Source organism: Collinsella aerofaciens, from assembly GCF_015553355.1.
In the GTDB taxonomy this organism is placed as follows: domain Bacteria; phylum Actinomycetota; class Coriobacteriia; order Coriobacteriales; family Coriobacteriaceae; genus Collinsella; species Collinsella aerofaciens_V.
The window spans coordinates 44722-70137 of record NZ_JADNGN010000003.1 but is presented as its reverse complement, the minus strand read 5'-3'; the positions used below and the strand labels follow the sequence as shown (position 1 = coordinate 70137).

The window sequence follows — 25416 nt, the reverse complement described above, 5'->3', positions numbered from 1 at the left end:
CGTGGTTGCCTCACACATTATTCGATGGAAAAACGTGGTTTACTCCCACATTTTTCGATGGAAAGACCAAGACGGTCTTATACTAACCATGATCGTTAGGGGGCAGTATGCAGCGACAGCTAATGGACGAACTCATCGCTTGGAAATCTAGGGCAAACCGCAAGCCCCTCCTGCTTAAGGGGGCCCGCCAGACGGGAAAAACCTGGCTTCTCAACGAATTCGCAGGCCAGCAGTATCAAAACGTCATCCGTTTTGACTTTATGCTCGAACCGGGCGCACGTTCGCTGTTCGACGGAAGCCTTGACCCCAAACGCATCATCTCCCAGATAGAGCTCCTGCGCGGCCAGACCATAACGCCGACAGACACGCTCATCATCTTCGACGAAATCCAAGAGGCACCGCGTGGCATCACCTCGCTCAAATACTTCAACGAGCTGGCGCCGGAATACCATATCATGGCAGCCGGCTCCTATATGGGGCTCGCACTCCGACGCGAAAACGAGTCGTTCCCCGTCGGCAAGATCGACCAGCTCACCATGCGCCCCATGGGGTTTGTCGAGTTCGTTCGTGCCGTCGATGGCGATCCGCTCGCAGATGCCATCCTTGCCGCAGACATGGACCTGCTGACAAACGTTTCCGAAAAGCTCGAGCGCCTGCTCAAGGAATACCTCGTTGTCGGTGGCATGCCAGAAGTTGTCTCCGCTTTCGCCGCCTCCCACGATTTCATCGAGGCCCGCAGGCTTCAGCAGCAAATCATCGAAGCTTATGAATCCGATTTTGGCAAGCATGCGCCAGCCCGCATCGTCGAGCGCATGAGGCTGGTTTGGAAATCCCTTCCCGGCCAGCTCGCAAAGGAAAACAAGAAGTTCGTCTACGGCGCGCTTCGTCCCGGGGCGCGCGCACGCGATTTTGAGGAAAGCCTCCAGTGGCTCATGGACTATGGAATCGTTCATAAGGTACCGCGTGTTTCCGCCCTAAGAGCACCGCTCACAAGCTACGAGGATCTCTCGGGCTTCAAGCTGTTCTGCATCGACACCGGCATCCTCGGAGCACTCTCCGGCCTCACGCCAGCCATTGTTCTGAACGGGCCCGCTGTTTTTACGGAGTTCAAAGGCTCGCTGACCGAGCAATACGTCGCACAGGAGCTTTTGCTCCAAGGCAATACTCCCGCGTATTGGTCATCCTCCTCCGGCAATGCAGAGACTGACTTTGCCGTCGACCATGCGGGGACCGTGCTTCCGCTCGAGGTCAAGGCGGCAGAGAATCTCAAAGCAAAGAGCCTGAGGATTGCCTGCGAGAAGTTCAAGCTCGAGCGCTGCGTGAGAACATCGTTAGCGGCATATAGAGACGAAGGCACGCTCGTCAATATTCCGCTCTGGGAGATTGGGCAAATCGACAAGCTGGCATAGGCGCTGTGGAGGGGGTGCCCCGTAAGGAGTGTCCCAAACTGCCGGCAGAGACGTCCCTATCTGCCGCAGTCATTTAAGAACGTCCCCAATGACCACGCCGATGTTTTGGCCACGACAGCGAAAGCCCGCCAAAGCGAGCAAGGTGCCTTGAAGCGAGGCGGCATTGACCTTCTGGTCATGCCGCCGAAGCTGAAAGGCAGATTGCCGCTCTGGCGGGCTTGCAGCGTCGGCTGGTTACGCGGTTTGGTAAAACCGCGTAACTCTAAAGCTCCGTTACTTCAACGTTGTTGTAGATCTCGTCCCAGCGATCCATGACCAGGTGGCCGGTCTTGGGATCCATGGCGTTAAGCTTGCCGCAGGTATTGGCGGTCTTGAGCACCGTGACGTCGTCGGCGCCGGCAGCAATGGCATGCGCAAAGCCGGCGATGGTCGAGTCACCGGAACCCGTCGCGTTCACAGCCGCAATCGCGGGCGTCTTGGCGCGGAACGCGCGGCCCTCATGGAAGCCCACCGAACCGGCAGCGCCCATCGAAACGACAACCCAGGGGATACCGGCAAAACGGTCATCGGCGGCAAGCGCCTCGCGCAGGGCATCGACATCATCGGTCGTAAAGGACGTACCCAGCAGGCCGTTAATCTCGGTCAGGTTGGGCTTTACGAGCTCAGGCTTAGCGTCGGACTCCAGCGCGGCCTCCAGCGATGCACCCGAGGTATCGAGCAGCACCTTGGCGCCCGCCTCCTCGGCGATCTTGACGAGCTCGGCATAGTAGCCGGCATCGACGCCACGCGGCAGCGAGCCCGAAAGCGTCACAACGTCCGCCTTCGCTGCAAGCTCGGCAAACTTGGCCGTAAAGGCCTCGAGCTCGGCCGGGGCGATCTGCGGGCCGCTCTCCAGCAGCTCGGTCTGATTGCCCTCGTGCAGAATATTCAAGCAAATGCGCGTCTCACCGGCGATGGGCACAAAGTCGTTCTTGACGCCGTCGGCATCCATGAGCTCGGCCATATAGGCACCCATATGGCCACCGAGTAGACCGGTCGCGAGCACGTCATCGCCCAGCTGCAGCAGCACGCGGCTCACGTTGAGGCCCTTGCCGCCAGCGGTCTTTTCGGGCGTCACACGGTTAACATCGTCGATGATCAGCTTGTCGAGCTGATAGCGCGTATCAATCGACGGGTTCATGGTAACGGTCAGAATCATGTTGAACTCCTGTTCCGGGGCGGCATAACCCGCCCCAAACATACGATAACTCGTTAAAGAATCTCGATCTCAAAGCCGCGAGTGACGGTCTCTCCCGGCTTGGCCACCAGGCAGCCACGCTTGTGCTCCAGAATATCGTCCTCGTCGGAGCAGGTGGACAGACCACCCCACGGTTCAACAGCCACAAAGTCGCCCTCGGGCTTGCTCCACACAATCAGGTACGGCATATCGGGGAACGTCAGGCGCACGCCCTTGTCCTCGGTCTTCTTGGTCAGCGTAACCACGCGGCTCTCGAGCACGTCAAAGATGGTCTCTGCGAAGTCAAAGAGTTCGTGGGTCAGCGGCAGGTCATGGCCAACCATCGGGTTCTTGCTGCGATGCTCAACATCAATCAGGCCCGTCGAGGGAACGGCAGTACAGAGCTCGGCGGCCTCGCGCTGCTCAAAACGGAGCTCGTAGTCGTCGTAGGACTCGCCCTCGTCAAGCGGGCACTTAAAGCCAGGGTGACCGCCCACAAAGAACGGCATGTCCTCGGTGCCCTCATTGGTCACCTCGTACGACACGGCCACCTTCTCCGCATCGATCGTGTAACGAGCAACGATCTTAAACGGATACGGGTACTGCTCGAGCAACTCGGCATGGTCGGCAGAGCTTAAGCTCAGCACAACCATGTTGTCGCTCTGCTCCTCGAGCTTCCACTCCTGCTTGCGAGCAAAGCCGTGGCGGGCGAGCTTGACCTCGCGGCCGCCCATGGTCATTGCGCGACCGTCACGAAGGCCGCCGCAGATCGGGAAACAAATGGGTGCCTGGCCCGACCAGACCGCCGGGTCACCCTGCCACAGGTACTCACGGCCGTTGGCCGCAATAGAAGTGAACGACCCGCCCGCCGTGCTCAGTGCTACGCGGATAGAACCGTTATCAAGAACAAACTCCATAGGAGCCTTCCCTTTCTTACGACAGCCCGCCAAGTCAATAGGGCTGATAGAAAACCGGCCCGCGCCCCCTCACAGAAACGCGAGCCGTCAATTGAAAAGCTGCAAATCGCTAAGTACAGCCAAGAGCGAAGCACTCAAGCCAAGCAAGCAAACGTCTTATCGGAGCAGCTCGCCGTACCAGAACACTTCGCAACAACAGGGGCGATCTCACAGGTCACTCAAACGTCAGCGAGCGGCGCTCAGGTGCCCCAGGTCGCCGCGAAAGAGGAGCGACGCGTACTTCATGTACGCGAGCGACGGTTTGAGCGGCGAGATGGGATGCCTGGGCGGCGCGCAGCGTCGACCGGTCCGGCGTTCGGCAGAACGCCGGAACCTAATTAGTCGTGATACTCGCCGCGGTCCCACTTCTCGAGGAACTCGTCAAAGAAGTGCGGGTCAGCCTGAGCCTCGGCGTCGGCCTTATTGCAGGCGTCGATCTTGGCGATCAGGGCGTCGTGCTCGGGAGTCTTCTCGTAGGGCTCCTCCAGGAAGGCAAGCATGATATCGGCCATCAGGAACTCGCCGGTGATCTTGCCACCAAAGCCCACGATGTTGGCGTTGAGCTCGCGACGGGCATACAGGGCAGAGGTCATGTCGCGGACCAGGGCGCAGCGGGCGCCGGGAACCTTGTTGACGGCGTTGGTGATGCCGATGCCGGTGCCGCACAGGGCCACGCCAAAGTCGGCCTTGCCGCTGGCAACAGCCTCGCCCACGGCCTTGCCATAGATGGGATAGTGCGTACGGGTGTGGCTGTAGGTGCCGCAGTCGAGCACCTTGTAGCCAGCCTGCTCCAGGCGGTCGGCCAGATAGATCTTCTCGTCCGTAACGATATGGTCGCAACCGATTGCGATGGTCTTCTTCATCAGAACGTCCTTTCGTCTGAATTCACAAGTTGAGGTAGAAGTTCGAGTTCTCGGTGGCTCTCGTTAGGCCATCTTGTTGAGCATGTCGACACGGATCTGGTGACGGCCGCCGGCGTACTGGGCGCGCAGGAACTCGCGGGCGATCTTCTTGGCAACCTCGGTGCCCACAACGCCCGGGCCCATGGTGACCATGCGCGAGCCGTTGTGCTCGCGGGTCATGTAGGCGGAACGCTCGTCGGAAATGTTGGCGACGACCATGCCCTTGATCTTGACGGCGGCCATATAGGAGCCGACGCCGTACTTATCGAATGCAAAGCCCTGGGAATCCTTGTGCTCCAACAGGTCCTTGGCAACGGCGGTCGCGGAATCGACAAAGTCCGCGGCAGGGGTCTCGGAATAGTCGACGACCTCGTGACCGTCGGCGATGAGCATCTCCTTGATGGACTCCTTCATCGACATACCGTCAGCATCGGAAGCGATTACAACCCTCATGACATCCTCCTTGAGAGATACGCAGGTGCGTAGTTTCTGTTTGGAAGTGTTGAATCGCGTTCAGGTCCGGGCATCTGAATATGCGGTTCTTCACTGTTCATGTTTATTTGAACACATTCAAACAGTAACTGCAACAACTTTTTGTTTATCTTTGTTCTTTTTTGAACAAATACCGTTCGCGGATGATTGACGACCGTTTGGGCCGGGCGCGGACGTAGCGACCATGTATTCAACAAACAAAAGGGCGGCCGAGAACGTGTCTCGGCCGCCTTCTTACGGTTGATCTTCCAAAGATCGCTTTGCCGCCTACTCAGACTGCCCGCTCTTCTTGGCATGTCTGGACGGAGCGCTCAAGAAACGACCCGTCAGATAGTTCGCGGGACCGGAGATATCGATCCCCAGCAGCACGTGTCCTAGCCATAGGAACGCCACGAGCACCAGTAGAGGAATCACACACGAGGTCACGATCATCACGATGACGCCTTCGATCAGATCGGTCACCTGATGCACGATCTCATCGGTCATCTGCTTGGCACCGCTGGTCACCGACGTAACAAGGCTCGAGGCCCCGTCAGTCAACTGCTCGAGCACGTTTTTGGACTCCTTGGCCTCGGATTTTTTCTTGTTCGATTTTGAGCTGGTCTCGGCTGACTTGTCCGTGGCATCAGCCGTCTTTGCGGCATCGCTCGCCTTTTGCTCAGCTTGCTCAATACTTACGCGATACGTTTCATCGACCTTCTGCGACACCCATACGCTCGCGGGTACGAGCGCCATGCCGATCACGGCAACCACCAGCACGCGTGTCGCCACACGGCGCAGGACGGCGCTCGTACTCCAGCGCCCGTGAATGCCGAGCGACACCGCAAAGAGCACCAACGCAAACGGGATTAGGACGCCCAAGCCAACCGACCACAAAATCGTGAGCAAATATTTCTCTAGGTATAGCACGGCAAGCACGATACCAAGGTTGCCTGAAAGCTGCGCGAGCTGCTCGGCAACCGGCGTTCCCGTATCACCCGGCAGCGCCGTAATACCCGCAGATAAAGCAACGCACGAGGTCGTGAGCGCCAGTACGTTACCCTTCTTTTGGTCGATGACCTCGATGGTGGAGTCCCAAGTTTTGGTATCGGCGAAATGCGGACGAGCTACAAAGCCCGACAGCAGCGCCAGTACCACGAGCGCAACGATAAAGCCAATCTGCAGCTTTTTGTTTGCGCACACGACATCGGACAGGCTGGGCTGCAACTCGGTTACCGTCGTGTGCTCGGTTATCTGGACAGGACGCCCATAAGCCATCTCGTGCGCGTCTCTTTTTTGTATTGACCCGTTATCCGGCATTTGGATACCTCCTCAGTCCGGGGCTTAATGCGAAAGGAAGTATACCCACCGAGCAAAAAACGAACGGGAAGACGAACAGAGCGCACCAAGACTGTCCCCAATGACTAGTCATTTAAGAACGTCCCCAATGACTATCTCGGGATGAGTTGCGGGGAGGAGGACAGAAAAAGCCCTACCGCGGGTAGCGGCAGAGCTTTTGGAAGGGGACTTGGTTGTGAGGACTCGTTAGGCGAGCTTGGCCTCGAGCTCGGCAATGCGCTTGTAGGCATCGATGGTAAAGCGGGCCTGCTTCTCCAGGATCATAGTGGTCATGAGGGTATCCTGAGCGTGAGCCATGATGAAGGTCATCTCCATCTCGCCACCGCCGGCCTCCTGCGAAAGCAGCTTGGTCTGCGTGTCGTGGGCGCCGATAAGTGCATCGCTGGCATCCTTGTGCAGCTGTTCGGCCTTCTCAAAATCGCCCTCGCGAGCAGCATCGAGCGCTGCAAGCAGATCGGTCTGGGCGTCACCTGCGTATGCGACAATCTCGAATCCAACCATCGAGATTTCTTCTTTGGTTGCCATGTTGCGTTCCTTTCACATATGAACCAATGGAGAGCATCGCGTCCGGGCATACGCGTTGCGTTCTGTATGACAGAAACATTAACATTCAAACAAAAAAGAACAGCGCAAAACGTAATTTCAAGCTATGAACGGTCACTTTTCCCCCGTGAACGGTTTTTAAACCAATCTGAACAATATCGAACACAGTTAGTGACAACCCAAACAGGACCGCACCCTAACGCAAATCGCGCACCGTATCGCCCTCTACGAGCACACCGGGGATCAGCATGTGCTCCACGCCAGACGCACCCCCATCGGCGCCGGCAATCTTGTCGACCGCCCACATGCCGACGCGCTTGTTGTCAAAGCGCACCGTGGTCAGGCGACGGTCGGGCACGATATCGCCCAGGCTATCGTCAACACCCACCACGCTCACGTCCTGGGGCACGCACTTCCCGCGCGACTCGAGCCCACGGATGCAGCCGTAGGCCATGGCGTCGTTGGAGGCATAAATGGCCGTGCAGGTCGGATCATCCGCAAGCACCTGGCCGGCAGCATATCCACTCTGCGCCGTCCAGTCGCCGCGCACGAGCTGCGGGGGCTCAATGCCATGCACACGCAATGTCTCACGCCAGCCTTCCTCGCGCCGCATGCCCGAAAGCGAGCGCTCGGGACACGAGATAAAGTGCACGGTCTTGTGCCCCTGCCCCAGCAAGTACTCGACCACTTGGCGTGAACAATCGAACTGATCGTTATCGACCGTCGAGCACAGCGGATGCTCCAGCATGGTAACGAGCACTGTCTGCATACCGGGCAGCGGTTCAAAGGTTCCAAAGTCCGCCGGCATGCGGTTCATGATTACAACCATACCGTCCACTGGCAGTGCACTCATACGCGACGATGCGCTCTCAAGGGTATAGGGGTGTCCGTCTACTTTAGTGAGGGTGATGGCATAGCCATGTTTGTCGGCCGCGGCGGCAAAGCCCTCCATACGGTCGAGGTTGCCGGTACCGGTAATGTTGAACATGGCGACGCCGACGGTCTTAAACTTGCCGCGGCGCAGCGATCGACCGGCAAAATTGGGGCGATACCCCAGCTCGCGCATGGCGGCACGCACGCGTTCCTTGGTCTCGGGGCGCACGCTGGGCGAATCGTGCACCGTACGCGAGACTGTCTGCTCCGAGACGCCCGCGAGACGCGCCACATCCTTAACGGAAACCGATTTTTTAACAGCGGCCATAGGTCGATCTTTCTATGTCAACGATGCCATTGGTGACACCTTGCGCAGTCATTTTTAACGCCTTCAAGTATATCCAACGCCTCCCCCACCATACGCTCACCACCCAAAACCTACCGTTCACCGACATTTTTGCTTCCCCGAACGGCTTTTGGTACCCAAATGTTAACGTTGCCATTGTGCAAACACAGAGCCACCGGGCGGCTCAAACGTTTACGCGTAAGGAATCGACGGTTCGCAGGCACAGGAACCACCGGTTCGCGTCTTTTTTTTGTGTCACAAAATGGCAACGTCAACATTTTGGCAACCGAACGCCAAAAGCTACCATCGTTGCTAACCCACCGACTCTTAGGAGCATTGCATGGAGCAACTCATCGCCATCATCGAAAAGGGCCAGCCCTTTTTCAACGCGATCGCCCGCAACAAGTACCTCAAGGCGATCCGCGACGGCTTTATCTCCGTCATCCCCATCATCATCTTCTCGTCCATCTTCTGCCTGGTAGCCTCGGTTCCCAACATCTGGGGTTTCTACTGGCCCGATGACATCAACAACGCCCTGTGGAAGTGCTACAACTACTCCATGGGCATCCTGGCCATCGCCTGCGCCGCCACCACGGCCAAGCACTTCGCCGACGCTCAGAACCGCGATCTGCCCAAGAACAACCAGATCAACTTCATCTCATGCATGTGCGCGGCCATCATCGGCTTCTTGCTCCTTTCGAGCGACACCATCGCCACGGACGCCGCCAGCGGCTTCAACACCACCTACCTTGGTTCCAAGGGCCTGCTGACCGCCTTCATCGCTGCGTTTGTGACCGGCATCATCTACAAGTTCTTCATTAAGCGCAACATCACCGTCAAGATGCCCGAGCAGGTTCCGCCCAACATCTCGCAGACCTTCAAGGACATCATCCCCTTCTCCGTCTGCATCACCGTCTTTTGGGTCTTTGACATCGTCTTCCGCGCTGCTTTTGGCTTCTGCTTTGCCCAGGGCGTCATCCAGGTGTTCCAGCCCCTGTTCACCGCTGCCGACGGCTACATCGGCCTCGCTGTGATCTACGGCGCTATGAGCCTCTTCTGGTTCGTGGGCGTCCACGGCCCTTCGATCGTCGAGCCCGCCATCGCCGCCGCCCTCGTTGCCAACATGACCGACAACCTGGCTGCGTTCCAGGCCGGCCAGCACGCTTCCGCTGTCCTGACCCAGGGTGCCCAGTACTTCGTCGTCTGCATGGGCGGCACCGGCGCCACGCTCGTCCTGGTCTTTATGTTCTGCTTCCTGGCCAAGTCTCAGGAGATGCGCGCCGTCGGTAAGGCCGCCATCGTCCCCGTCTGCTTTGCCGTCAACGAGCCGCTGCTGTTCGCCGCGCCCATCGTGCTCAACCCCGTCTTCTTTGTCCCGTTTGTCTTTGCCCCGATCGCCAACATCTGGATCCTCAAGATCTTTATCGACTTCTTGGGCATGAACGGCTTTATGTACACCCTGCCTTGGACCGTCCCCGGCCCCATCGGCACCATCATGGGCCTGGGCTTCCAGCCTCTCGCCTTTGTGATGCTCGCCCTTATCCTGGTCGTCGACTTCGTTCTGTACTACCCGTTCTTCCGAGCCTATGACGCCCAGAAGTGCGCCGAGGAGGCCGAGATCTCCCAGGAGGAGCTCGCCGCCAAGAACGCCGAGAAGGCCGCCAAGCTTAACGATGCCTTCCAGGGCAAGGCTGACGCCAAGAGCGTTGCCGCCGGTGCTGCTGCCGAGGCCGTGAAGTCCGACGTCGCTCCCGCCGCCACCGAGGCCACGGCCACCAGCGACCTCAACGGCAAGCGCGTGCTCGTGCTCTGCCAGGGTGGCGGTACCTCGGGCCTGCTCGCCAACGCGCTGGCCAAGGCCGCCAAGGAGCGCGGCATCAATCTTGAGACCGCTGCCGAGGCCTATGGCAACCACGTGGACATGCTCCCCGACTTTGATTTGGTCGTCCTGGCCCCGCAGGCTGCCAGCTACCTGGCCGACCTGCAGAAGGACTGCGAGCGCGTGGGCAACAAGTGCGTCGCCTGCCGTGGCAAGCAGTACATCGAGCTCTCCCAGAACGGCGATAAGTCTCTCGCCTTCGTAAGCGAGCAACTTTCGAAGTAAGTAACGCTTAGGGCCAGCCGACCATCCAAGACCGGCAGGCCCTTCGATTTAGACGATTGGATCATCATGTCCGTTAACCCCGCTAGCGTCACCAACCCGCCTGCGCAGTTTCCCGAGGACTTTGTCTTTGGCGGCGCCACCGCTGCCTACCAGGTAGAGGGCGAGACCCGCACCCACGGTAAGGGCAAGGTTGCCTGGGACGACTTCCTGGAGGCCCAGGGACGCTTCTCCCCCGATCCCGCTTCGGACTTCTACAACCAGTACCCCGTCGATTTGGAGCTGTGCGAGGAGTTTGGCATCAACGGCATTCGCCTCTCCATCGCCTGGAGCCGCATCTTCCCCAACGGCACCGGCGAAATCAACCCCGAGGGCGTCCAGTTCTACCACGATCTCTTCGCCGAGTGCCATAAGCACCATGTTGAGCCGTTTGTCACGCTGCATCACTTTGACACGCCGCTTTCCCTCTTTGAGAAGGGCGACTTCCTCAACCGCGAGACCATCGATGCCTTTGTGGACTTTGCCACCTTCTGCTTTAAGGAGTACGCCGACCAGGTGACCTACTGGTTCACCTTTAACGAGATCTGGGCCGACGCCTCCAACACCTACATCGAGGGCACCTTCCCCGGTGGTGTTAAGGCGCATCTGGCCGAGGCCTTCCAGTGCGAGCACAACATGATGCTCGCCCACGCCAAGGCAGTACTGGCCTTCCACAACGGTGGCTTTAAGGGCAAGATCGGCGTCATTCAGTCGCTGGAGTTTAAGTATCCGCTCAACGAGAACGACCCCGCCGACATCAAGGCCGCCAACAACGAGCACGTGCTGCAGAACCAGTTTCTGCTCGACGCCACCTTCCGCGGCGACTATGCCCCCGACACCCTCGAGTGCGCCAACCGCCTGGCTGCCGTCTCGGGCGGCACCATCGAGATCCTGGACGAGGATCTGGAAATCATGCGCGAGGCCGCGCTCTACAACGACTACCTGGGCGTTAACAACTACCAGTGCCGCTTCTTGAAGGCTTACGACGGCGAGAACGACCTGCACCACAACGGTACGGGCGAGAAGGGCACCGGCCGCTGGCGCGTTAAGGGTATTGGTGAGCATGTGAACAAGCCTGGCATCCCCACCACCGACTGGGACTGGATCATCTATCCCGAGGGTCTGTTCGATCTGCTCGTCTACATTAAGCAGCGCTACCCCAACTACAAGCAGATCTTCATTACCGAAAACGGCATGGGCTACAAGGACCCCTACAAAGACGGCTTTGTGGACGACCAGCCGCGCATCGACTACATCGAGCAGCACCTGCGCTGGTTGCTCAAGGCCATGGAGGTGGGCGTCAACGTGGGCGGCTACTTCCTGTGGAGCCTGCAGGATCAGTTCTCCTGGACCAATGGCTACAACAAGCGTTACGGCTTCTTCTACGTTGACTTTGAAACCCAGAAGCGCACGCCCAAGGCAAGCGCATACTGGTATAAGCACGTGGCGCAGACCCGTCGTCTGGACTAGCGGCTTGCGACGAGCGGTTGGCGGAATTGCACCGCCCACATAACCTGTCCCCATTTCTCAGCCGGGGGCGGCACGTCACACGGCGCGCCGCCCCCGGCCTTTTTGGGCGGGTCCGTTTGTCTCAATCTGTAACATCTAGCCGAGTTTTTGGGTCCTAGCTGTTACAGATTGAGACGAACAGGATTGCTCTTTCCGAAGAATCTAAATCTGTAACACGTAGCCCGCTTTTGACCGTCTACCTGTTACAAATCGAGACAAACGGAGTAGGACCTAACCCCGTATGTCCCTAACAGTCGAGCGTTCGACCAATGTACTCGGCACATGAATCGCCTCGATAGACGAGCTCTCTCCAATCGCCGCCTCAAACGCAAGCTTACCGACACCGCGCAAATCAAATCGCAACGTCGTCAGCCGATTGTGAGGAACAAGTCCCTCGAGTGCGTCGTCGATACCAACCACGCTCACGTCGTCGGGCACGGACAGGCCCGCGTTCTCGAGCGCGGCGATAACGCCCAGCGCCATCTGGTCATTTGCCGCAAGCACGGCAGTCGGCGCCTGCGACCCGCCGGCAAGCACCTCGGCCGCAATCCGCTCGCCCATGGCGTACCCACTGTCCGCACTCCAATCGCCACGCAGCATCGGAGCGGCATCGACATGAGCACGACCCAGCGTATCGCGCCAACCGGCCTCACGAAAACGCGAGGAAATCGAGTTTTCCGGACCCGCCACAAACCGCATATTCGAGTGACCATGTTCCAGCAGATAATTGGTCAACAGCTCGCACGAACCATACTGGTCGGAGTCGATCGTCGTGCAGCGCGGATGCGCATACATGGACAGGATGACCGTTCGCACTCCCGGCTGGGGAACAAACTCCTCAAAATCGGGAGCCATGCGGTTCATGTTGAGAATCATGCCGTCGACGGGTCGCTCGACCATGCGGCGCGAGGCATCGGCAAGTGCATAGGGCTTGTCGCCGCCCATCTCGATCATAGTGACGGCAAAATCATGCTCGCGCGCCGCTTGCATGATACCCTCGAGCGTCGCCAGGTTACCGACACGTGTGATGTTGTACATGCACAGGCCAATAGAACGATACGACCCGCCGCGCAACGCCGCTCCAGCAAAATTGGGACGAAAGCCCAGCTCTTCCATGGCGGCCAGCACGCGCTTGCGCGTCTTTTCCGTCACGTTGGGCATACCGTTGACCACGCGAGACACAGTCTGGCGGCTCACGCCAGCGAGCGCCGCAACCTCTGCCGCGCTCGCCGAACGACCATTCCTTGTCTGCTGATCCATGCCTTCCACGCTAACCTGCTTCCCAACTATTCCCCGCGCCCATGGCGCATCGTACATACATCGATAACGTGCTCATGATACCCGAGCCATATACCACAACATGAAAACTTCTGTCAATCAAAACCGCTTACCGAACAAATACAACCGTTCGCAGCTGTTTGAAGTTGTTTTGTTTCTATACATCCCAGCCGGATGTTAACGTGCTCATTGTCAAATGTTCACGTGCTCATTTTGGTTCTAATCATTTTAAGATAGTGTTTATCGGGCTTTTTCACCGCTGAACGCTAACCAGGGAGCCTCCTGAGCGCAAACGCACAATATCGAACAGCGAGACGAGAGGATGTATGCATATGTCTTTGCTAAACCGCGTACAGCAGCTGCCGAAGGGCTTTGTTTGGGGCGCCGCAACCGCCGCGTACCAAACGGAAGGTTCCACGAAGGTGGCAGGCAAGGGTAAGACCATGTGGGACGATTACCTTGTCGCCCAGGGTCGCTTTTTGCCCGACCCGGCCAGTGATTTCTACAACCGCTACGAGGAGGATATCCGCCTTTCTGCCGAGCATGGACTCAACGCCATTCGTGTGTCCATCGCCTGGACCCGCATCTTCCCCAACGGCGACGATGCCGAACCCCTCGCCGAGGGCGTTAAGCACTACCACGAGCTGTTCGCCTGCTGCAAAAAGTATGGCGTCGAGCCCTATGTGTCCCTGCATCACTTTGACTCCCCCGCCGCCCTGTTCAACCCGGGCGACTGGCTCAACCGCAAGACCGTCGACGCCTATGTGCGCTATGCCGAGTTCTGCTTCCGCGAGTTCCGCGAGGTCAAGAATTGGTTCACCATCAACGAGCTCATCAGCCTCTCGCACTCCCAATACATCCAAGGCAACTTCCCGCCCAACCATCACTTTGATGTGACGAGCGGCATCCAGAGCCAGCACAACGAGCTCGTTGCCCACGCCCGCGCCGTCAACCTGTATAAGGATCTTGACGAGACCGAGCACCTGGGCGGACGCATTGGCATGGTCAACGTCCTGACGCCGGCATATCCTGCCACCGACTCGCCCGCCGACCAGCACGCCGCCGACCTGTACAACGCCTTCTACACCGACTTCATCATGGACGGCGCCTTCCTGGGTCACTACTCCGCGCGCACCCTCTCACTCATCAACGAGATTCTGCGTGCCAACAACGCCACACTTACGGTTGAGGACAGCGACATGGAGGAGCTCGCCAAGGCGGCGCCCCGCAACGATATGTTCGGCCTCAACTACTATCAGTCGGCGTTTATCGCCGCCTACGATGGCGAGTCCACCAACAGCTTTAACGGCACCGGAGACAAGGGCACCTCGTGCTTTAAGTTTAAGGGCGTCGGGCAGCAGGTCGATATGCCGGGTATCCCCACCACCGACTGGGATTGGCTCATCTACCCGCAAGGCCTCTACGACACGCTCAAGCACATCAGCGCCACCTATCCCAACCTCCCCGTCATCTATATCACCGAAAACGGCCTGGGCCACAAGGACCCCGAGCCCGACGCAAACGGCATCGTCGCCGATCCCGAGCGCATCGACTTTGTCGACCAGCACATGGAGAAGGTGCTCCAGGCGCGCGCCGAGGGCGTCGACGTCCAGGGCTACTTTATCTGGAGCCTGCAGGACCAGTTCTCGTGGGCCAATGGCTATAACAAGCGCTACGGCCTGTTCTACATCGACTTCGACACGCAAAAACGCTACATCAAGCAGTCGGCACTCTGGTACAAGGAGCTCGCCGACACTATGGCGGACGCGCAGTAGCGCATCGCCTCGCTTTCCCCCGAGAAGGGAGCGGCCCTATGCGATACAAACCCAGCCGCTCCCCTCTCTCCCCCTGGGACCGACCCCGCCTGCACCCGGGCTTTTAGCAAGCGGGAGACCATATAGGTTTTCAACGTCCATGCCATTAAGATTTCATGCAAAGAGGAGCGTGAACTATGGAATCGATCGTTAAGTTCTTGGAGAAAGGTCAGCCGTACTTCGACAAGGTCTCTAAGAACATCTACCTTCAGGCCATTAAAGACGGCTTTTTGGCAGCAATGCCCATCATCCTGTCTTCTTCTGTCTTCCTGCTTATTTCGACCCTGCCGGGCGTTGTCGCCACGGTCGGCGGCTTTACGCTGCCCGACTGGTGGAACGTCGACGTCGTGAACTTCTGCAACAAGGTTTACAACTTCACGATGGGCGTCGTGGGCATCATGGTCGCCGGCACCACCGCAAGCGCGCTGACTGGCTCCAAGAACCGCCGCATGCCTGCCGGCAAGGCCATCAACGCCACGAGCACCATGGTCGCCGCCATGTGCGCTATGCTCATCTTGGCCGTTACCCAGACGAGTGCCAAGATCGACGGCGCCGATGTCTCGGTGTTCTTTACCGACAACATGGGCACCAAGGGCCTGCTGAGCTCCTTTGTCGCCGCATTTGCCACGGTCAACATCTATGCCTTCTGCATTAAGCGAGACATCACCATCAAGCTGCCCAAAGAAGTCCCCGGCGCCATCGCCCAGAACTTCCGCGACATCTTCGCCTTCAGCTTCTCCATCCTGTTTGTCGCCGTCATCGACGTTATCTGCCGCACCTGCTTGGCCGTCCCGTTTGCCAACGTCATCTCCACGCTGGTGAGCCCGCTGTTCGCCGCTGCCGATTCCTACGCCGGCCTCGCCCTCATCTGGTTCATGATCCCGCTGTTCTGGTTCATGGGCATCCACGGCCCCTCGGTCGTTAAGCCTGCCCTCAACGCCGCGCTGTTTGGCAACATCACCACCAACCTCGCCACGCTGCAGGCCGGCGGTCACCCCGCCCTCGCCCTGACCGAGAACTTCGGTAACTACATCGGCGAACTCGGCGGCACCGGCGCCACGTTCATTGTCCCGATCATCTTCCTGCTCTTTATGCGCTCCAAGCAGCTCAAGGCCGTCGGCAAAGCCTCTGTCGTACCCGTGATGTTCGCCGTCAACGAACCGCTGCTGTTCGCCGCGCCCATCATCCTCAACCCGTACTTCCTGATCCCGTTCCTGTTTGCCCCCGTGGCCAACGTCCTCATTGGTAAGTTCTTCATCGACTTTTTGGGCATGAACGGCTTTATCTATGCCATGCCGTGGGCACTCCCCGGACCGATCGGCACCTTCATCGACACCAACTTCCAGCCGATCTCTCTGGTCCTGGTTGTCGTCCTGCTGGTCGTTGACTTCTTAATCTACTACCCGTTCTGCAAGGCCTACGACAACGTCCTGTGCAAGCAGGAGGCCGAGACCCTGGCCGAAGAAGAGGCCGAGGAGACCAAGGCCGTCAAGACCGCTGCCGCCCCCGCCGTTGAGGCTCCTGTTGTCGAGACCGCTTCTGCCACTGAGGCCTCCGCAGCTCCGTCCGCCCTTAAGGGCAAGGATCTGAGGGTTCTGGTTCTGTGCGCTGGCGCCGGCACCTCTGCACTGCTCGCCAACGCGCTTAAGGAAGGCGCCGACGAGCTGGGCATCGACATTACCGCCAACGCCGGTGCCTACGGCAGCCACTACGCCATCATGGACCAGTACAACGTCATCGTCCTGGCTCCGCAGGTTCGCACCTATTACAACGAGATGAAGGCCGACACCGACCGCCTGGGCATCACGCTGCTGTCGCCCAAGGGCAAACAGTACATCGACCTCACTAAGGATCCCAAGGGTGCCGTCGCCTGGATCGAGGAAAACCTCGAGGCATAAGACGCTGACACCACCTGCCGCTTGCAGACAATAAATGGCCCGTGCATCGATGTGTGATGCGCGGGCCATTTTGTTTAGACCGCACCCGTCCTCCTGTTCATCTCAATCTGTAACATCTAGCCGAGTTTTTCGGTCCTAGCTGTTACAGATCGAGACAAACGGAATAGGCCGAGCACGTCTACGCCCGCAGATCCCGCACGCTCGCGCGCTCGACCAACACGCCCGAGACGAGCGTACGGCTTCTGGAGCTCGGAGCTTCTATGCCCGCAACGACCTCGTTAAGCGCACGGACGCCCAGCTCGCGGTGGCGGAACTTCACCGACGTCAGAATCGAGTTGGGAATCGTCTTGTAGAGCTCATCGTCGAAGCCGATCACGGACACGTCGTCGGGCACACTGAGCCCTTTGTCACGTAGAGCCATCATCACGCCGTTTGCCATGCAGTCGTTAGCAGCGAGGACCGCCGTGCAATCGGGTTTATCGGCAAGCACAAGGCCCGCGGCATAGCCACTATCCGCATTCCAATCGCCTTGCAGAGGCTCGGGCGGCTCAATGCCACGCGTCTCGAGTGCCGCACGCCAACCTTTCATACGGCACTGGCTCGACAGCGACTCTTTCTTACCAGAGACGAAGTACACATTCTTGTGTCCGCGATTCAAGAAGTACTCGCATGCCATGCGCGCGCCGCCCTCTTGGTCGTCACTGACGGTAGAGCAGGTAGGATGTTCCATCGGTGTGATAATCACCGTCTTGAGGTCTTTCGGCGCCTCAAAGGTATCAAAGTCATCGACCATCTGGCGCAGGTTGAAAATCATGCCGTCGACGGGGAGCTGCGACATCCTACGCGCCGCTTCGGCAAGGGTCATCTTCTCCCCCGCCCGCTTTTTAATCATCGTGAGCGCAAAGCCGCGTTCTTCGGCGGCATCGGCGATACCGTCGATCATGTCCACGGCACCGCCCGACAAGTGGAACAGCACGACGCCGATGCACCCGTAACGGCCCAACTTGAGCGAACGCGCGGCAAAGTTGGCTCGAAACCCGAGCGCCTCCATGGCCGAATGAACCTTATCGCGTGTCGACTCTCGCACGCTATCGGGCTCGTTAATCACGCGCGAAACCGTCTTGAGAGAAACACCAGCGGCAATCGCCACATCATTCATTGAGACATTTTTCTTGTCCATCGTTGCCACTGCTTCTCCAGTCGGTTTTACATCGCTTGTTTTTGCGTTCTAGCATACACTACCTGCCTGACTGATAAATCAACCGTTTACCGAACAATATCGACCGCTCACCCGTATATCCTTGTTGCTCTTCCAAAAATGCCTTACGTTGTCATTAACGAAATGACAACGTTGTCATTTCGCAATGCCTTCCTTAAGCAGGAAGGTTTCCGGGCAGTCCTGACCATCCATCGACGACCAGTTCCATCCACATGCATCGCGCATCAAGTAGCAAAGGAGCTCTATGGACGCCATCGTAAAGATGCTCGAAAAGCATCAACCGTTCTTTGAGAAGATCTCGAGGAACATATACCTCCAGGCCATCAAGGACGGATTCCTTGGGTGCATGCCCATTGTCTCACCTCTTCGATCTTTCTGCTCATTGCCACCCTTCCCGGCGTAGTCGGCGTCACGCTGCCCCAGCCGCTCATCGACTGGTGCAACAAGCTCTACAACTTCACCATGGGCGTCATGGGCATCATGGTTGCCGGCACCACTGCCAAGAACTTCACGGCTTCCATGAACCGTCGCATGCCCGCCGGCAAAGTGCTCAACGACGGTTCCACCATGGTGGCCGCCCAGTGCAGCATGCTGCTGCTCGCAGTCACGCAGTTCACCACCAAGTTCAACGGCTCCGAGCTTTCGGTCTTCGATTGCACCAGCATGGGCACGCGCGGTCTGTTCTCGGCCTATATCGCCGCGTTCATTACCGTGTGGGTCTATAAGTTCTGCGTCTCGCGCGATCTGACCATTAAGCTGCCTAAGGAGGTCCCGGGCGCCATCGCTCAGAACTTCCGCGACATCATCCCCTTTGGCGGTGCTGTCATCATCTGCGGCATCATCGATGTCGTCGTGCGCAACCTCATGGGCGTTCCGTTCTCCGAGCTGCTTATCAAACTGCTCTCCCCGCTCTTCACCGCTGCAGAAACCTATCCTGGCCTTATCCTTATCCAGGCAGCCACCGCGTTCTTCTGGTTTATCGGCGTCCACGGCCCCTCGATCGTCCAGCCGGGCATCGACCCCATCCGTCTTGCCAACCAGGCCGAGAACCTGCAGGTTCTGCTGGCCGGTGGCCACCCCGCCCACTCCCTCACCTTTAACATGTCGCTCGTGGGTGAGTTCGGCGGCACCGGCGCCACGTTCATCGTGCCGCTTCTGCTGATTCTCTTTATGAAGTCCAAGCAGCTCAAGGCCGTCGGTAAGGCCTCGATTGTTCCTGTTGCCTTCGCCGTCAACGAACCGCTGCTCTTTGGCGCGCCGATGATCCTTAACCCCTACATGCTCATCCCCTTTGTTGCCGCTGGTTGCGTCAACGTGAGTGTTGCCAAGTTCTTTATCGATAACGTGGGCATGAACGGCTTCTCCTTCGTGGTGCCTTGGGCTACCCCTGCCCCCATCGGCATCTTCATCACCACGAACTTCCAGCTTATCGCCCTGGTATTTGTCGCGATTATCATCTTGCTGGACGCCATCATCTACCTGCCGTTCTTGAAGGCATACGATAAGCTGCTCTGCGACCAGGAGGCCGAGCGCGCCGCCGAGCTGGGTCTCGAGTCCGATGGTGCCGCTGCCATCGCCGCCAACGCCCCTGCGCCCGCTGTCGAGCAGGCTACCGCTTCCGTCGAGACGACTGTTGCCGCCGCCGACAACAAGCCTGTCGTCGATCAGCCCGAGCCCGCTGCCGATGCATCAGCCAAGAAGGATGTCGATGGCCTGAAGGTCCTCGTCCTGTGCGCCGGCGCCGGCACCTCTGCCATGCTCGCCAACGCCATCAAGGAAGGTGCCGCACAGACCGGAGAGAACATCGCTTCCTCCGCAGGCGCCTATGGCCAGCACACTGCCATCATGGATCAGTACGACGTTATCGTGCTTGCCCCGCAGGTCCGTAGCTACTACAACGACATGAAGGCCGACACCGATCGCCTGGGCATTAAGCTGCTCGCCCCGCGCGGCAAGGAATATATCGACCTTACCCGCGACCCCGCCGGCGCCATCAAGTGGCTCCGCGAGAACCTCGACTAGTTACCTCCCTCTGTTGGTGCCCGAATCCCCAGTTCGGACACCTCTCCCTATTCGTATCCCACAGAAAGGATGACTCATGACCAACCCCATGCAGTTCCCCGACGGCTTTGTGTTTGGCGGCGCCACCGCTGCTTACCAGGTTGAGGGCGAGACCCGTACGCACGGCAAGGGCAAAGTGCCCTGGGACGATTTCCTGGCTGCTCAGGGTCGCTTCTCCCCCGACCCCGCAAGCGATTTCTACAACAAGTACCCGGTCGATATCGACCTGTGCCAGCGCTTCGGCATCAACGGTATCCGTGTCTCCATCGCTTGGAGCCGTATCTTCCCCAACGGCACTGGTGAGATTAACCCCGAGGGTGTTGCCTTCTATCACGAGCTCTTTGCCACCTGCAATAAGGCCGGCGTTATCCCCTATGTCACGCTCGATCACTTCGATACGCCCGAGGCCTTTTACCAGAACGGCGGCGAGGGCTTCCTGACGCGCACGACGATCGACGCCTTTGTCGAGTACGCCAAGTTCTGCTTTGCCGAGTTCACCGAGGTCAAGCACTGGTTCACGTTTAACGAGATTCCCGCGACCGCCGAGGGCAGCTTTATCGTCGGCAACTGGCCGCACGGCGAGAAGTACCGCCTGGACAAGGCCTTCCAGCTCATGCACAACATGATGGTGGCCCACGCCAAGGCTGTCGTCGCCTTCCATGAGGGCGGCTTTGAGGGCGAGATCGGCATTGTCCAGAACCTGGAGCCCAAGTATCCCCTCGATCCCAACAACGCCGCCGACTGCGAGGCAGCTCGCATGGCCGACGTCATCAACAACCGCTGGGTACTCGACGCCACCTTCCGCGGCCACTATGCAGCCGATACCATGGAGGCTGCGACCAAGCTGGCCCATATCGCCGGCGGCGAGCTCGACGTTCGTGACGAGGATATCGCCGCGCTGACCGCCGCGCTCCCCTACAACGATTGCCTGGGCGTCAACACCTACAAGTGCCAGTTCCTGCGTGCCGCCGAGGGCGAAAACGACATCAACCACAATGGCACCGGCGACAAGGGCTCCTCGCGCTGGTTCCTCAAGGGCGTGGGCGAGTCATGCGTGCGCGAAGGCATACCCACCACCGATTGGGACTGGATCATCTATCCCGAGGGCCTGTACGACCTGCTGCTGCGTATTAAGAACGATTACCCCAACTACAAGAAGATCTACATCACCGAGAACGGCATGGGCTATAAGGACGACTTCGAGGACGGCTTTATCGACGACGCCCCTCGCATCGACTACATGCGTCAGCATCTCGCATGGATCCTCAAGGCGATTGACGGCGGCGTGAACGTCGACGGCTACTTTGTGTGGTCGCTGCAGGACCAGTTCTCCTGGACCAACGGCTATAACAAGCGCTATGGCCTGTTCTACATCGACTTTGAGACCCAGAAGCGCTATCCCAAGGCGAGCGCGTACTGGTACAAGAACGTCGCGGAGACCGGCCTGCTCATGGCCTAACTTCAGCCGCGTATCCCCTGTCGGCCGCATGCGAATCCCCCACGGGTTCGCATGCGGCCTTTTTTGTTTTTGGTGAGCCCGAGCAGGCCGTTTATCTCGATCTGTAACATCTAGCAGGGATTTTCAATCCTAACTGTTATAGATTTAGACGAACGGGCGACCAGGGCTGAAAGATCTCAATCTGTAACACGTAGCCCACTTTTAACCGTCTAACTGTTACAGATCGAGACAATAAGATAGTCAAATCCGAACTTCTCAAGCAGTTATGAGGCATGGTTTCTAGTTTTCGGTATCACGAACATATTTTCGGTATCATTTAATGGTATTATGATATCGAAAGTATGTTCGTGATACCGAAAGGAGCCGCATGCGCCAGTTCGATTACACCACAGTCCCAGCGGAACTCGAAGCAACTCCAATCACCAACCTCCTCCTCTCGATACGCGAGCATAAAGGCCGACAGCTTGTTCTGAGTCAAGTCAAACCCGAGCTTCTATCGTCCCTTATGGAGGAAGCTAAGATCCAAAGCACCCAATCCTCCAACGGACTTGAAGGAATTGTTACCACCCAAAAAAGACTCAAAGCAATCATGGCGTATTCCGCCAAGCCAAGCTCCCGCGCAGAGGAAGAAATCGCTGGATACCGAGATGTGCTGTCGCTTATTCACGAGCAACACGATTCCATTCCCGTAACGCCATCGGTCATTCTGCAGTTGCATCGTGACCTCATGGCGCACACGGCAATCTCGTATGGAGGCCATTGGAAAGATAGCGATAACGAAATCGTCTCCATTGACGATCAAGGTAATCGATTTGTGCGCTTTAGGCCCCCTTCGGCTCTAGCAACCCCGGGACTTATTAAAGAAGCCTGCCAGTCCCTCAACGATGCTTTATCTCGCCAAGTTTGCGATCCCCTCCTTATATCGCTCCGCTTTATCTTCGATTTTGTTAGCATTCATCCCTTCAACGATGGCAATGGCAGGATGAGCCGGCTCCTTACAACGCTGCTACTCGAAAAGACTGGATACGACGTTGCGCGTTACATCAGCATCGAACGACTTATTGAAGACAACGAGGCGCTCTACTACAACGCCCTCGCTGCAAGCTCCACTGGATGGAATGAAAATCAAAACACCGAAGTACCCTTTATCCGTTTCATGCTCGGAACAACCCTGGCCGCCTACCGACAGCTCGAGCAGCGTACCTTAATTGAATCAAGCACTCGTCCCATGTCGAAGCAAGCGCGCATCGCTGTTCTATTTCAACAGAGACCCGGCGTCATTAAGAAATCCGACATCCGGTCCAACTGCCCCGATATCAGCGAGGTAACCATTAAACGAACCCTCGGCCAGCTTGTTAGTTGCAGCGCAATCGAAAAAACAGGAGCGGGTCGTTCGACGGGCTACATACTCAAAGACGTCCATGCTCTAGAACTATTCTTGCAAGCCACAATACCCGATGGCGAGGCCGCAATAACAAAAGAGGCTCCAAAGGATAAGCTCCTTGAACGTGTAAACCACGCCGAGGATGAAAGCAGAGAAGGGCTCTATGAAGACTACGATTCATTCTCAAGGGACATAAAGACGAAATACGGAGTCTAGTCATATCTCAGAATAGCCTCATCCTTGTTGCCCAAAGTTATTTACTCGTCATTTTAAAGCGGTACCCCTGCGCCGGCAGAAGGTGTAGAAGTCGCGCTTGCCGATCTTGCTGGAGTCGGCGATGAGGTAGCGCGAGTCGGCCTTGCTAAAGGCGAGCTGCTGGATGCGGCCCTCTTCCATGTTAGACGTGGACACGTCGCCGTCCAGAATGCCGTTGGCACCGATAAACGCCGTGTCAATCCCTAGTGCGCGCAGGGCATCCTCGGCCGTTGGTCCCACAAAAGCGGCGGTGCGGCGGCGGTACATGCCGCCCACCAGGCACAGCTCGCAGCCCTCGCGCGCCTCGAGCAGGCTAAAGGCCGAAAGCGAATTGGTCACATAGATGGAAGGCAGTTTGTCGGTGACTCGGAGAGCGCCAATGCGATCTCACGACGGTTGCGCTCATTGTCTCAATTAGATACTCAACGAAATACGGCCCCGCAGCTCAATAAGCTGCGGGGCCGTACTATACACCGACGAATCAACGACGGAGTGCATCCACTATTTGGCCAGCTCCTGAACGATCCAGTCAATTGCACCTTCGGGATCGTTGGTAAGGTCGATATACTCCTTGCCCCTTGTGGTGAGCAGTTTAATTCCAAGGCGATCGGTATCGGCCTTCATAGCGTCATAGTACATGCGTGCCTGGGGCGCCAGAACAATCACGTTGTACTGATCCATCGTCTCATAGTGGCTTCCGTACGCACCGGACTGAGAAACCAAATCGATACCCTTAGCAGCGGCACCTTCGCGAAGAGCATTTGCCAAGAGAGTCGAAGTGCCGGCACCCTGGCAAAGCACAAGCACGCGGATCTGCTCCGCCTTGTCCTTTACCGCCTCGAGAGCTTTTGCGACATTTTCCTGTTCGGCAATAGCATCTGCATCCGAGTTTCCTGCAGTCTCCTTTGCAGACTCTTCCAAACAAAGCTGATGGTCATACGCCTTGCAGAACGGATAGTAAATCACAAAGTCAACGACCAACAGCACTGCCATCAATACGAGAGAACGCAGATCGAGACCCGTGGTGAGGAACGCACCAATTGGGCCGGGAAGCGCCCACGGCATGGTATACATGGGGGCGTTCATTCCAATGACGTCAATGAAAAATTTACCGATAATGGCGTTGACCATAGGAGCCACTAGGAAGGGCACGAACATATAGGGATTGAGAACAATCGGCATACCGAAGATAACGGGCTCGTTAACTCCAAAAATCACCGGGATAATCGATGCCTTGCCCATGGCTTTAAGCTGCTTGGAGCGCATAAACATGATCAGGATAATAGGAACGATGAACGTGCAGCCAGAACCGCCCAGACCGCCGATGAAGCTTGTAAAGTCCTGCGTGAGAGCAATTGACGGGTGTCCACCTGCTTGGAAAACCTCAAGATTGGTAACGGTATTGCCGTAGAGCGCAGCATTGATCGGACTCATGACAACCGAAGCACCGTGGATACCCATAAATTGGAAAAGTGCGACGGCGCCTTCGATAAGCGCCATGCCAGGATAGGTGTCGACCGCGGAGAACAGCGGCGAGATGAGAGCGGATACCAAATTGGCGAACGGCACAGCAAGCAGCTTGCGGCTCGCAAGATCGATAAAAGCGCACGCAAGGATCGAAAACCCAAATGCAAAGATATCGCGAAAACTCTGCGCAATAGAGCCAGGGACCTCTTTGGGGAGCTTGATCGTCACATTATGGCTAATGCACACCTTATAGATATTAACGGTCAAGAATGCGGCTACGAACGCAGCGAGAAAACCCTTGGTTCCCATATAGCCGGTTTCAAAAACAGATGTATCTGCTCCGCCAATCGAGACAACATCGTTCGTCACCGATAGCAAGAGCATGCCGCACATGGCACAAACCATGCACGAGGTGGGGTTGAGAGATTTGCCCGAAGGCATGCGACGGTTCATCGACATGGCAAGTGAGCTCGCCGTGGTGCCGGCCACCATAATGCCAAGAAGCCCCATGGTATATGCATAGATTTTATTGAAGAAATCCAGCACCTCAGACGGAAGCGTGATGCCTACATAGGCAGGGAGCGTCGAAAGAAGAAGGAACAGGCTCGAGAACAGCACAATTGGCATATTCGAGAGAAAGCCATCCTTGATCGCCACCAGATAAATGTTCCTCGAGATTTTGTCGAAGAGGGGCTGGTGTTTTTCAAGGAATTTGACGATAGCGTCCATAACACATCCTTTCATGATTCCCGGGCACACAACGATTTATCCGGACTCAACCGTCGTCGTCCCCGTTTGTATCCACGTATGTAAGTGAATACGTTCTCGTGCGAAATGTAATATCATTTGCGCGATTT

19 protein-coding genes are annotated in these 25416 nt (G+C 57.5%); 8 read left to right on the top strand and 11 right to left on the bottom strand.

Annotated features, from left to right (window positions below):
* Window positions 1-107: 107 nt before the first annotated feature.
* Window positions 108-1409, top strand: a complete 1302-nt coding sequence (locus tag I2D57_RS01795; protein WP_195361268.1) for an ATP-binding protein — start codon at window positions 108-110, stop codon at window positions 1407-1409.
* Window positions 1410-1671: 262 nt separating this feature from the next.
* Here I2D57_RS01795 and I2D57_RS01790 read toward each other — a convergent pair whose 3' ends face one another.
* The 7 genes from I2D57_RS01790 to I2D57_RS01760 all read right to left on the bottom strand — a co-directional run bounded on the left by I2D57_RS01790 (window position 1672) and on the right by I2D57_RS01760 (window position 8057).
* Window positions 1672-2607 (bottom strand): hexose kinase, encoded by a 936-nt coding sequence (locus I2D57_RS01790; protein WP_195361267.1) that lies wholly within the window; start codon window positions 2605-2607, stop codon window positions 1672-1674.
* Between the two features lie 53 nt (window positions 2608-2660).
* Window positions 2661-3542: an aldose 1-epimerase family protein gene (locus I2D57_RS01785; RefSeq protein ID WP_195361266.1), complete on the bottom strand. Its 882-nt coding sequence runs from the start codon at window positions 3540-3542 to the stop codon at window positions 2661-2663.
* 377 nt (window positions 3543-3919) lie between these two features.
* Complete coding sequence (gene lacB, locus I2D57_RS01780; protein ID WP_006234831.1) at window positions 3920-4444, bottom strand: galactose-6-phosphate isomerase subunit LacB; 525 nt, start codon at window positions 4442-4444, stop codon at window positions 3920-3922.
* Between the two features lie 63 nt (window positions 4445-4507).
* Window positions 4508-4936 carry a galactose-6-phosphate isomerase subunit LacA gene (gene lacA, locus I2D57_RS01775; RefSeq protein WP_006234830.1) on the bottom strand — a complete coding sequence of 143 codons (429 nt, stop codon included), beginning with the start codon at window positions 4934-4936 and terminating at the stop codon, window positions 4508-4510.
* Window positions 4937-5242: 306 nt separating this feature from the next.
* The gene (locus tag I2D57_RS01770) at window positions 5243-6232 is read right to left on the bottom strand and encodes a hypothetical protein (protein ID WP_195361265.1); all 990 of its coding nucleotides are present in this window, start codon (window positions 6230-6232) and stop codon (window positions 5243-5245) included.
* Between the two features lie 267 nt (window positions 6233-6499).
* Entirely contained in the window at window positions 6500-6838 is a 339-nt protein-coding gene (locus I2D57_RS01765; RefSeq protein ID WP_055252615.1) for a PTS lactose/cellobiose transporter subunit IIA, read from the bottom strand.
* A 214-nt stretch (window positions 6839-7052) separates the two neighbouring features.
* Window positions 7053-8057 carry a LacI family DNA-binding transcriptional regulator gene (locus I2D57_RS01760; protein WP_195361264.1) on the bottom strand — a complete coding sequence of 335 codons (1005 nt, stop codon included), beginning with the start codon at window positions 8055-8057 and terminating at the stop codon, window positions 7053-7055.
* 358 nt (window positions 8058-8415) lie between these two features.
* Between I2D57_RS01760 and I2D57_RS01755 the strand changes: the two genes are divergently transcribed.
* Both I2D57_RS01755 and lacG (I2D57_RS01750) read left to right on the top strand, forming a co-directional pair.
* A complete protein-coding gene (locus I2D57_RS01755; RefSeq protein ID WP_195361263.1) occupies window positions 8416-10179 on the top strand; it encodes a lactose/cellobiose PTS transporter subunit IIB in 1764 nt (587 codons plus the stop codon).
* Between the two features lie 66 nt (window positions 10180-10245).
* A complete protein-coding gene (lacG, locus tag I2D57_RS01750) occupies window positions 10246-11685 on the top strand; it encodes a 6-phospho-beta-galactosidase (protein WP_138374613.1) in 1440 nt (479 codons plus the stop codon).
* A gap of 270 nt (window positions 11686-11955) precedes the next feature.
* Here lacG (I2D57_RS01750) and I2D57_RS01745 read toward each other — a convergent pair whose 3' ends face one another.
* A complete protein-coding gene (locus I2D57_RS01745) occupies window positions 11956-12984 on the bottom strand; it encodes a LacI family DNA-binding transcriptional regulator (protein WP_040358938.1) in 1029 nt (342 codons plus the stop codon).
* Window positions 12985-13334: 350 nt separating this feature from the next.
* Here I2D57_RS01745 and lacG (I2D57_RS01740) point away from each other — a divergent pair, with 350 nt between their 5' ends.
* Together lacG (I2D57_RS01740) and I2D57_RS01735 are read left to right on the top strand one after the other, a co-directional pair.
* Window positions 13335-14777 carry a 6-phospho-beta-galactosidase gene (gene lacG, locus I2D57_RS01740; RefSeq protein WP_195361262.1) on the top strand — a complete coding sequence of 481 codons (1443 nt, stop codon included), beginning with the start codon at window positions 13335-13337 and terminating at the stop codon, window positions 14775-14777.
* Window positions 14778-14953: 176 nt separating this feature from the next.
* Window positions 14954-16714, top strand: coding sequence for a PTS lactose transporter subunit IIBC (locus I2D57_RS01735; RefSeq protein WP_022094682.1), 1761 nt, complete (start codon window positions 14954-14956; stop codon window positions 16712-16714).
* Between the two features lie 178 nt (window positions 16715-16892).
* Here I2D57_RS01735 and I2D57_RS01730 read toward each other — a convergent pair whose 3' ends face one another.
* Window positions 16893-17894, bottom strand: a complete 1002-nt coding sequence (locus I2D57_RS01730; RefSeq protein ID WP_195361261.1) for a LacI family DNA-binding transcriptional regulator — start codon at window positions 17892-17894, stop codon at window positions 16893-16895.
* Between the two features lie 381 nt (window positions 17895-18275).
* On the opposite strand from I2D57_RS01730, the gene I2D57_RS01725 reads away from it, so the two are divergent.
* From I2D57_RS01725 to I2D57_RS01715, 3 genes are all read left to right on the top strand, one after another.
* Window positions 18276-19955, top strand: a complete 1680-nt coding sequence (locus tag I2D57_RS01725) for a PTS lactose transporter subunit IIBC (RefSeq protein WP_324249182.1) — start codon at window positions 18276-18278, stop codon at window positions 19953-19955.
* 76 nt (window positions 19956-20031) lie between these two features.
* Window positions 20032-21453: a 6-phospho-beta-galactosidase gene (lacG, locus tag I2D57_RS01720; RefSeq protein ID WP_229055563.1), complete on the top strand. Its 1422-nt coding sequence runs from the start codon at window positions 20032-20034 to the stop codon at window positions 21451-21453.
* Between the two features lie 367 nt (window positions 21454-21820).
* A complete protein-coding gene (locus I2D57_RS01715; protein ID WP_195361260.1) occupies window positions 21821-23053 on the top strand; it encodes a Fic family protein in 1233 nt (410 codons plus the stop codon).
* Between the two features lie 48 nt (window positions 23054-23101).
* Here I2D57_RS01715 and I2D57_RS01710 read toward each other — a convergent pair whose 3' ends face one another.
* Together I2D57_RS01710 and I2D57_RS01705 are read right to left on the bottom strand one after the other, a co-directional pair.
* A complete protein-coding gene (locus I2D57_RS01710; protein WP_324249181.1) occupies window positions 23102-23431 on the bottom strand; it encodes a sugar phosphate isomerase family in 330 nt (109 codons plus the stop codon).
* Window positions 23432-23593: 162 nt separating this feature from the next.
* A complete protein-coding gene (locus tag I2D57_RS01705; RefSeq protein WP_195361259.1) occupies window positions 23594-25288 on the bottom strand; it encodes a PTS lactose transporter subunit IIBC in 1695 nt (564 codons plus the stop codon).
* Window positions 25289-25416 lie beyond the last annotated feature (128 nt).